The organism is Micromonospora sp. NPDC049240, assembly GCF_040647835.1.
Taxonomy (GTDB): domain Bacteria; phylum Actinomycetota; class Actinomycetes; order Mycobacteriales; family Micromonosporaceae; genus Micromonospora.
Genome location: NZ_JBEZCX010000041.1, coordinates 1 through 11,127, shown reverse-complemented (window position 1 = coordinate 11,127; position 11,127 = coordinate 1). Strand labels below are relative to the sequence as shown.

Below are 11,127 nucleotides of genomic sequence, written 5' to 3'. Positions count from 1 at the left end.
TACGACAACGACACCCCACCCACCACCACCGCCACCGCATCCGGCGACCGCCGCACCCGCTCCTCGAACAACTCGTGCAGGCAGCGGTCGACGGGCGTCACGTGGGACGGTGACGCCTGCCGGAGCAGCAGCTCCCGCTCGCCCGCGGGCAGGTAGGTGGCCCGGGCGTCGCCGTCGCCACCGGCGGCCATCGACTCCAGAACCGCGCGCAGCATGCCGGCCAGCCGGTCCGCGCTCGCCGAATCCAGGTGCCGCTCGCTGCTACCGAGGTGGAACCGGCCGTGCTGGCTGATCAGCGAGAGGGCGAACTCGTTGGGCGAGTTCGTCGTCCGGGTGCCGGCCGCCACCCGGCCGGTGTCCACGCCGCGAAAGTCGAGGTGGTTGAAGAAGACCTGGATCAGCGGGTCGCCGCCCCCGTCGCGGCGGATCGCGGGCATCGGGTAACGCCGGTGCTGCCACACGTCGAGTTCCCGGGCGAAGACCCGGGTGACGAAGTCGTGCCAGGTCGCCGCGGTCCGGTCGGCGGTGATCGGCAGCGTGTTGACGTACATGCCGGGAACCCGGTCGGCGCCCGGCTCCTCCGGCCGGGTGTCGACGACCATGCCCGCGTGGTAGGCCGGCTCGTCGGTCAACTGACCCATCACCTTCAGGTACGCCGACAACAACACGGTCTTGAGCGACGTGCCGGTCTCGGCGGCCAGCGCGTTCAGCCCGTCGAGCAGGTCGTCGTAGGGGATCTGCCGGAACACTCGCCGGTCCGAGTCGCCCGCCCAGCCCCGCGGCAACGTGACCCCGGCGTTGTCGCCGGTGATCCGCTCCCAGTAGGCGCGGTCCTCGTCCGAAGCCAGCGCGGCACGCTCGGCCGCGATCGCGTCGGCGAACCGGACTCCGGGCCGGTCGTAGGGCTCCGGCTCGGCGCCCCGGCGCAGCCGGTCATAGCAGTCCAGCAGCTCCATCAGCACCTGGTGGGTGCTCCAGCCCTCGGTCAGCGCGTGCGTCTGGGTCAGGGTGAGCCACCACGCCTCGTCGCTCTCCTGGTGCGCGAGCACCCGGACCAGCGGCGCGACCGCGAAATCGAACGCTTCGGCGCGCTGACGCGCCACCAGGCGCTCGCGAATCGCGGGGTGCTCGGCCGGGTCCACGTCTCGCAGGTCGTGCACCTCGACCGGCACGTCCACCTTCCGGTGCACGAGCTGCATCGGCGCGGAGAAGCCGGTCAACCGGATCGAGGTGCGCAACGTCTCGTGCCGGTCGGCCACCACCGCGACGGCCCGGCGCAGCGCGCCCTCGTCCAGCGGGTGCCCGTCGGTCACCCGGAACATGTTGACCATGTGATACGCGCCGCGGCCGTCACCGGACATCGCCTCGATGACCATGCCCAGCTGGGTGCGGCCCAGCGGGTAGGCGTCCACCACGTCCGGCGGAAGCAGATCACGGTCCGCGCGCTCGATCTGGGCGTACGCCTCGACGTACCGCCGGCCCGCGCCCGCCCCGACCGGGCGCAGCCGCTCGCAGAGCCGCTCGACGGTCCGGGCGTCCAGCACGTCGCGCACGGTCGTCTCGTATCCGGCCGCTCGCAGGTCACCGACGAGCGCGACCGCCCGCAGCGAGTCGCCGCCGAGCGCGAAGAATCCGTCGCGCAGGCCGACCCGCCCGACGCCGAGCGCCCGCGCCCACAGCCCGGCCACCTCGGCCTGGAGGCCGTCGGCGGGCGCGACGAACTCGGTCACCGCCAGCGCCTCGGCGCCGGGTTCGGGCAGCGCCCCGCGGTCGACCTTGCCGTTCGGGGACAGCGGAATCGCGTCCAGCACCACGAAGGCGGCCGGAATGAGGTAGGCGGCCAGCTCGGCCTCCAGCGCGGCGCGCAGATCGGCCGGCGTCGGCCGCTCGTCCGCCGCCGCCACGTAACCGATCAACCGGTCGTCGCGGTGCACGACGACCGCCTGCCGCACCAGGGGGTGCCGGGTCAGGGCTGCCTCGATCTCGCCCGGTTCGATGCGGTGCCCACGGACCTTCACCTGCTGGTCGGAGCGGCCGAGGTAGTCCAGCGTGCCGTCGGGCAGCCGGCGGGCGAGGTCTCCGGTGCGGTAGAGCCGGCCGCCGGCCGGGCCCCACGGGTCGGGGACGAACCGCTCGGCGGTCAGCGCCGGCTGGTTCAGGTAGCCGTCGCCCACGCCGAGGCCGCCGGCGTGGAGCTCTCCGGGCACACCGTCGATCACCGGCGCGCCCCACTCGTCGAGGACGTACAGTCGGGTGCCGCGGACCGGCCGGCCGATCGGCACCCGGGTGAGCCCGTCGGCAGTGGTCAGCGCGTGGTGGGCGACGTCGTCCGCGCACTCGGTCTGCCCGTACGAGTTCAGCAGGCCGACCTGCGGGAACCGCGCCAGCCACCGGGCCGCCAGCTCGGCCGGGAAGGCCTCGCCGGTCACCACCAGCCGCCGCAGCGCGGCGCCGGGCGGCAGGGTGACGCCGCCGTCGAGTGCCGCGCGCAACAGCGTCGGCACGACCTCCAGAACGGTGACCTCGCCGTCAGCGACCAGGGCGAAGAGGGCGTGCGGGTCGCGCGCGACAGCCTCCGGGACGACCCGGACGCAACAGCCGGTGGCCGTGCCGGCCAGCATCTGCCAGATCGACACCACGAACGTGGGCGGCGCGTTCTGCGCGAGCGTGTCGGCCGCCGTCATGCCGAGGTCGGCCACCTTGGCGAGCAGGTGGTTGCCGGCGCCGCGGCGGGTGATCGACACGCCCTTCGGCCGCCCCGTCGAGCCCGACGTGTAGAGCAGGAAGGCCGGGTCCGACGGCTCGGGTTCCGGTGCCGGTTCGCCCTCGGGCGCCGCCGTGGTCTCGTCGCCGGTGATCAGTACCGGCAGGTCGGTGTCGAGCGCGGACTCGCGGTCCGCGACGACGACCCGGGCCCGGGCGTCGGCGAGCTGGAACGCGAGCCGCGTGACCGGGGTCTCGGGATCGAGGGGAAGGCAGACGCCACCCGCCCGCAGGACGGCGAGGACCGCGGTGACCCGCTCCACGACGGCCGGCAGGCAGACCGCCGCCACGACACCGGGTCCGACACCGGCGGCGCGCAGCCGGCCGGCCAACCGGTCGACGTCCGCGCCGAGCTGTCCCCAGCTGACGGTCCCGACGTCACCGGCGAGCGCGGGCGCGTCCGGGGTCTCGGCCGCCCACGTCGCCAGTCCGCGCACCGGGTCGAAGGTGAACGGCTCCCGTTCGGCCGCGTCCGGTCCGGGGCCGGCGTGCGACAGCACCGACGCCCGCGCGTCGCCGTCGGCGTCCTGCGCCATCCGTTCCAGCACGGTGCGGTACATCTTCGCCAGCAGGGCGCCGTTCTCCCTGCTCATCACCCCGGTACGGGTGGTCAGGTTGATCCGGTCGGGCCGACAGTGCACGGTCAGGTCGAACTCGGTGTGCGACTGGCTGAGCGTCGCGCCGATGTCGCCGTCGGCGTCCTGCCGGCGCGGGCCGACCCCGGCCAGGTCCACGTAGTTGAACGCGGTCAGCACCTGCCGCCCGGCCGAGGAGTCCCGCTGGATCGCGGGCATCGGATACCGCCGGTGCGGCCACAACGCGGTCTCCTGGGCGAAGACGCCGCGAATCAGATCCCGCCAGCGGGCGGCGGTCCGGTCCACGGCGAACGGCACCGTGTTGAGGTGCATGCCGTAGACCCGGCTCGCGCCCGCGAGTTCGGGGCGCGCGTCGGTCACCAGGCCGACATGGCCGCGCCGGGTCTCGGTGAGCCGGCCCATCACCGCCACGTGCGCGGCCAGCAGGACGCTCTTGACCGGGACGCGCAGCCCGGCGGCCAGTTCCCGCAGCCGTGGCTCCAGGTCGTCGAGCGGCACCAGGTGCTGGTAAGGCACATCGTCCGGCCCGGCCCAGACCGCGGGAACGCCGATCGCCTCTCGATCATCCACCACCGATCTCCAGTACGCGGCGTCCTCGTCCCCGGCCAGGGACCGCAGCTCGGCGGCGATGAAATCGGCGTAGCGCACCGGCGGCGCCTCGTACGGTGCCGGTGTGTCCCCGGCGGCCAGCGCCCGGTAGGCCGCGTGCAGCTCGGCCTGGACCATCGCCAGGCCCCAGCCCTCGCTCAGCGCGTGCGGCAGGCCGAGGCCCAGCCACCAGCGGGTGTCCTCGAGGCGGGCGACGACCACCCGCAGCAGGGGCGTGCGTGCCACGTCGTACGGCGCGTCCTGGTCGGCGGCGAGCCGCTTCCGGAACTCCTCGTCGCGCCGGTCGGCCGGCACGTCGCGCAGGTCGTGCACGGTCACCGGCACGTCGGCCGGGACGTGCACGACCTGCGTCGGCACCGAGTACCCGGTCAGGTGCAGCGAGGTGCGCAGCGCGTCGTGCCGTCCGGTCACCTCGACCAGCGCGGCCCGCAGTGCCGCCTCGTCGAACTCGGAGCCGATCACCTCGTACGCCACGAAACTGCGGTACGCCGTGGGATCTTCCAGCATCTCGACGACCATTCCGGCCTGCACCTGCGAGAGCGGGTACGCGTCCACCGCCGTCGGCGGCAGCTTCGTCCGGTCGTCGTCGCCGATCAGGGCGAACGGCGCGACCGGCTCGTCGTCACCGGGGTGCCGGTCGCGGCCGGCCAGCCGATCGGCGAGTTCGGCGACGGTCGGGTGGCGGAACAGGTCGCGGACCGAGACGTCCAGCCCCTCCTCGCGCAGCACACCGACCGCGGCCAGCGCCCGCATCGAGTCACCGCCCACGTCGAAGAACATGTCGTTGACGCCGATCGGGGTGCGGCCCAGTACCTCCTGCCAGATGGCCGCGATGCGGCTCTGCAGCGGGGACCGCGGTGGCTCGTACTCCGATTCGCCCTCCTCGCCGTCGTCGGCCGACGACGGCTGCGGCACCAGCGCGCCGTCGGCGCGGACCGCCGCCCGGTCCCCGGTGGCGAACAGGCGCGACCCGGCCGGCCCGAAGGCGTCCGGGCGGAAGCGGTCCGCCGTGAGCGCGGGACGCCCGGTGAAGCCGCGCGGCACGATGCCGCCCAGGTGGATGTCGCCCGGCACACCGTCGGGCACCGGGCGGCCCTGCGCGTCCAGCACCCGCAGCTCGCGGCCGGGCAGCGGGTCGCCGATCGGGAACCGCGCATCGTCGAGGTCGGCCGGCTCGAGCTGCCGCCAGCAGGCCCGCCGGTAGCGGCTGACCACCGCCGGGCCGTCGCCGTCCGCCGCCACCAGCGGGCGCAGGTCGTCCGGGTGGCCCGCGTCGCCGGTGAGCAGCACCAGGCGTACGGCGAGATCCTCGTCCCGGGCGATCGGCGCGGCCAGGTCACGCAGGTCGTCCGCCCGACTCGACAGCACCGAGACCTCGTGCCGGCGCAGCCGGTCCAGCAGTCGCGCCGGGGTCTCGTCCGGCGGCAGCACGACCAGCCGGCCGCCGTACAGCAGCGCACCCCAGATCGGCAGCGGGTCGTCCGCCCAGCCGGCGTCGAGGCTCCAGGCGTCGAACTCGTCGAACTCGGCCGCCTGGTGCGCGGCGGTCACCTCGCTGAGCACGTCGGCGTGGCTGACCACGGCGTACGGCTCGGCCGGGCCGACCAGCATCGCCGTCTCCGGATCGACAGTCACCTCGGGCGCGGCGGCGTCGCCGGGACCGTCCGGTGCGACCGTGACCGGGTGCAGCGACGAGTCGCCGGTGACGATCGCGGTGAGCCCGAGTTCCCGGGCGGGTGCGAGGTCACCGCCCGGCGCGAGCGGCAGATAGGCTCCGCCGGTCTTGAGCACGCCGAGCACCGCGCAGATCGCGTCGGCGCCGGGCGGCAGGCAGATACCGGTCACCGTCTCCGGGCCCGCGCCGGCCGTGCGCAGCCGGTGGGCCAGGTGGTTCGCCCGCTCGTCGAGCTCACGGTAGGTCAGCTCGGTGCCGCCGTCGATGACGGCGACGGCGGAGGGGGTCCGCGCCGCCCGGTCGGCGAACACCTCGTGCGGGGTCTGGCGCCGGCGTCCGCGGCCCGGGCGCCGGACCTTGCGCAGCGCCGTGCGCGGCTTCGGCTCGGGCCCGAACGTCGCGCGGGCGTCGCCGTCCGGATCAGCGGCCATGGCGGCGAGGACGTCGCGGAACATGCCGACGATCTGCCGCGCGCGCTCGTGGCTGAGCACGTGGCTGTTGCTGCGCAGGCTCAGGCGTCCGCCGAGGGTGACGATGCCGACCGCGAACTCGTTCGGCGCGTCGCTGAACGCCTGGCTGTCGTCGGCCGCCTCGGTGTCCATCCGGTGGAAGTCGAGGTAGCAGAAGAACACGTCGACCAGGCGGCCGGTGCCGGCCGGGCGCTCGATGGCGGGCATCGGGAAGTGCCGGTGGTCCCAGATCTCGATCTCGGTGTCCGAGACCTGGCGTACCAGGTCGCGCCAGGTGCGCGCGTCCGGGCGTACGGGAAATGGCAGGGTGTTGAGGAAGTTGCCGTAGACCCGGTCGCCGCCCGGCTCGGCCAGCCGGGTGTGCGTGACCAGTCCGGTGTGGAAGGCGGGCGCGGTGGTCAGCTGGCTCATCACCTTCGCGTGCGCCGCGACCAGCACGCTCTTCACCGACGTCCGCGCGGACGCGGCCAGGCGCCGCAGGCCCTCCTCCAGGTCGGCGTAGGACATGCCGGCCCGGACGACCTCGGCAGGCGCGTCACGGTCGCCGCTCCACCCGGCCGGCATGGTCAGCTTCACGTGGTCGCGGACCATGTCGCGCCAGTACGCGCGGGTCCGCTCGGACTCCAGCGCCCGGCGCTCGGCCGCCACCGTGTCGGCGAACCGCACCGACGGCGCGTCCCACCGGCCCGGTGCGGTCCCGTCGCGCAGCCGCCGGTAGCACTCCAGCACGTCCATCAGGAACAGCTGGTTGCTCCAGCCGTCCAGCAGCGCGTGGTTCTGGGTGAAGCCGCACAGCCACTCGGTGTCCGAGGTGACGTGGGCGTGCACCCGCAGCAGGGGCTCGTCGGAGGACAGGTCGAACAGGTCGGCCCGCTCGGCGGCCACGAACGCCGACATGTCGGCGAACTGTTCCCGGCTGTCGAGGTGCCGCAGGTCGCGCCACGCGCACGGCGCGGCGGCCACCCGGTGCACGAGCTGCATCGGCTCCGAGTAGCCGGTCAGCCGGACCGAGGTCCGCAGCACGTCGTGCCGCCGGACCACCTCGCGCACCGCCCGCTCGAACGCGTCCGGGTCGAAGCCCTGGTCGTCGCGCACCTCGTACACGTTGACGTTGTGGTAGCTGCGCCGGTCGTCGTTCCCGGCGAGCAGCTCGATCAGCATGCCCGACTGGTTCATCGACAGCGGGTACGCGTCGGCCAGCCCGTCCGGCAGCCGCTCCCGGTCGACGGCCGGCACCAGCTCGAACGGCGCCACCGCCGCGCGGTCGCCCGCGTCCAGCGCGTCCCGGCCGGTGAGCAACCGCGAGACCGCGTCGACCGTGCGGTGCTGAAGGATCTCGCGGACCGACACGTCCCAGCCCTCGGCCCGCAGCGCGCCGATCAGGGCCACCGCCCGGATGGAGTCGCCGCCGAGGTCGAAGAAGTCGTCGCGGACGCCGGCCTCCCGGCCGAGCACCTCGGACCAGACCGCGACCAGACGTTCCTGCAACGGGGTGGCGGTCTCGAAACCACCCGACCCGGTCGTGGTCTCCTCCGGGGCCGGCAGCGCGTGCCGGTCCAGCTTGCCGTTGGCGTTCAGCGGCAGCCGATCGAGCTGCACGAACGCCGACGGCACCAGGTAGTCCGGGAGCGCGCGGGTGAGCCGCTCGCGGATCGACGCGCGGTTCATCTCGCCGTCCGCCACCAGGTAGGCGACGAGCTGCCGCTCGCCGTCCGGCCCGGTCTCGCGGGCCACGACCCGGCAGTCGGTGATCTCGTCGAGGCCGCCGAGCGTCGCCTCGATCTCCCCCAGTTCGACCCGGTAGCCACGAATCTTGAGCTGGCCGTCGCGGCGCCCGCGGAAGTCGACGGCGCCGTCCGGCAGCAGCCGCACGAGGTCGCCGGTGCGGTAGAGGCGCGCGCCGGGCGGACCGTACGGGTCGGGCAGGAACCGGTCGGCGGTCAGGTCCGGGCGGCCCAGGTAGCCTCGGGCGACGCCGGTGCCGCCGACGTACAGCTCGCCCGTGACGCCGGTCGGCAACGGACGCAGGTCCCGGTCGAGGACCCGCATGACCATGCCCGGCAGGGGTGATCCGATCGGGACGACGTCGGGGACCGGCCCGTCGACCGGGTGGACGCAGGTGCCGACGGACGCCTCGGTCGGGCCGTACTCGTTGATCAGTTCGACAGCGGGCGCCTTCGCCTGCCAGGCGCGCACCACATGCCGGGTCAGCGCCTCGCCGGCGACGACCAGCACCGGAGCCAGGCGTGCCGCCTGGTCCGCGGCGAGCTGGGTGGTCAGCACCTCCAGGTGGCCCGGGGTCAGCTTGATGAAGCTGTACGGGCCGTGCCGGTCGAGGTGGGCGCCGAGTTCGCCGAGGTCCACCTCGTTCGGCACCATCGTCACCGGCTGCCCGGTGACCAGCGGTCCCCACAGATTCGGCACGACGAGGTCGAACGCGACCGAGGAGAAGAGCGGCGCGCCGCCGGTTCCCCGGGAGGCCAGGGTCCGCGCCGCCCAGGAGACGTGGTTGGCGAGCCCGCGGTGCGACACGGCAACGCCCTTGGGGCGGCCGGTGGAGCCGGAGGTGTAGATGACGTACGCCAGCTGGTCGGCATCCGGCCTGGTCCGTCCGGTGACCGCGGGGCGGTCGGCGGGCAGGTCCTCGACCAACAGCCGCCGGTCCACGGGGACGTCGGCGACGCCGGGCAGGAGGTCCCGCTCGGTGATCACGACGGCGGCGTGGGCGTCCGCCACCATCCCGGCGACCCGCTCGGCCGGGAAGGCGGCGTCGAGCGGCAGGTAGGCGGCGCCCGCCTTCCAGGCGCCGAGCAGGGCGGCGGCGAGTTCCGGGCCGCGGTCGAGCAGCACGGCGACGACCGACTCCGGGCCGGCGCCGCGGGCGGTGATCGCGGCCGCGTACCGCTCGGCGCGGTCGTCCAGCTCCGCGTACGTGAGCGTGTGGCCGCCGGTCACCACGGCGGCGGCGTCCGGCGTACGGGCGGCCTGCTGCTCGAAGAGCTCCAGCACCGGCTGGTAGTCGCCGGGCAGCGGTGCGCCGACGGCCCAGTCCTGCTGGTCACGCAGTTCGTCAGGGGTGGCGAGCGCGATGGTGGCGTCGCCCTCCGGGTCGGCGGCCATCGCGGCCAGCACGGTCCGGAACAGGCCGGCGATCCGGTCGGTGTTCGCCGGGGTGAGCGAGCGGACGTCCGAGGTCAGGAAGATGTGCCCGGCCCGCGAGGAGACGGTCAACGGGAACTCGGTGGGGCTGTCGTCCAGCCCCTGGGTGGCGTCGACCAGCTCGGTGTCGATCTGGCGGAAGTCCTGGTAGTTGAAGAAGACCTCGATCAGCCCTTGCCGGCCGGGGTTGTCGCGTTGGACCGCGGGCAGCGGGTAACGCCGGTGCGACCAGGACTCGACCTCGCGGCGGAAGGTCCGGGTCACCAGGTCGCGCCAGGTGCCCCGGATCGGGTCGAACGGGAACGGCAGCGTGTTGAGGTACATGCCGAAGACGCGGTCGGCGCCGAGCACCTCGGGGCGGGTGTCGTAGACCAGCCCGGCGTGCACCGCGGGCTCCTCGCTGAGCCGGCTGAGCACCTTGCCGAACGCGGACACCATGACGGCCTTCATGGACGCGCCGGCCTGGGCCGCGAGCCGCCGCAGCCCCGGCTCCAGGTCGGTCCACGGGATCCGGGTGTGGTAAGCGGTCCGCTCGGCCACGCTCCGGTCGCCCCAGTCGCGCGGAAGGGTGAACTTCTCGTACCGGCCCACCACGTCACGCCAGTACGCCCGGGTCTCCGGCGACTTGAGCGCGGTGAGCTCGCCGGCGATGGCGTCGGCGAAGCGCACCGCCGGCATCGGCTCGGCGTCGGGCTCCTGCCCCGCGGCGATCCGCTGGTACGCCCGCACCAGCTCCATCAGCATGGTGTGGTAGCTCCAGCCCTCCATGACCGGGTGGCATTCGGTGATCGAGATCCACCACGAGGCGGGCTCGGTGACGTGCACGAAGAAGCGCATCAGGGTCGGCCGGGTCAGGTCGAACGGCCGGGCACGCTCGCTGGTCGCGAATTCCTGCAGCACGTGCTGGGTCCCGGCCGCGTCGAGCGTGCCGTGGTCGGTCCAGCCGATCGGCACCTCGGCCGTCCGGTGGACGAGCTGCATCGGCACCGAGTACCCGGTGAGGTGGACCGAGGTGCGCAGCATGTCGTGCCGGGCGACCAGCCAGGCGGCTGCGCGCTCGAAGGCGGCGAAGTCGAACGGCCGCTCATCCATGATCCGGAACGCGCTGGAGTTGTGGTAGTTGTTCTGCTGGTCGTCGGCCAGCATCTCGATGACCATGCCGGTCTGGATCTGCGACAGCGGGTAGGCGTCGACCACCCCGTCCGGGACCAGCGCCCGGTCGTCGTCGCTGATCAGCGCGAACGGCTCGACCAGGGCGTGGTCGTCGGCGACCAAAGCGGACCGCTCGCCCAGCAGGTCTGCGAGTTCGGCGACGGTACGCCTGTCGAACACGTCCCGCACGCTCAGGTCGAAGCCCTCGGCCCGCAGCGCGCCGACCAGGGAGACGGCGCGGATGGAGTCGCCGCCGAGTTCGAAGAAGCTGTCCCGGATGCCGACCCGGTCCACGCCGAGCACATCGGCCCACACCACGCACAGCCGCTCCTGCACCACGTTCTCCGGCGGCACATAGCCGGTCTGGCCGAACGCCCGACCGTCCGGCTCCGGCAACGCCCGCTTGTCGAGCTTCCCGTTCGCCGTCAACGGCAACCGATCCAGCACCACGAACGCCGCCGGCACCATGTACTCCGGCAACGACACCGCCAACGCCTGCCGCAACGACGCCACATCCAACCGCGCACCCGCCACCGGCACCACATAGGCCACCAGCCGAGCCTCCACCCCGCTGCCACGCAGCAGCACCACCGCGTCCCGCACACCGGCACAACCCGACAACACCACCGTGATCTCACCCAACTCGATCCGATAACCACGCACCTTCACCTGGTCATCAGCCCGACCCACAAAATCCAGACTC

1 protein-coding gene is annotated in these 11,127 nt (G+C 73.7%); it reads right to left on the bottom strand.

Annotated features, from left to right (window positions below):
* Positions 1-11,114: amino acid adenylation domain-containing protein (locus AB0B02_RS31740; protein WP_357306751.1), on the bottom strand; the 11,114-nt coding region annotated here is incomplete at its 3' end.
* Positions 11,115-11,127 lie beyond the last annotated feature (13 nt).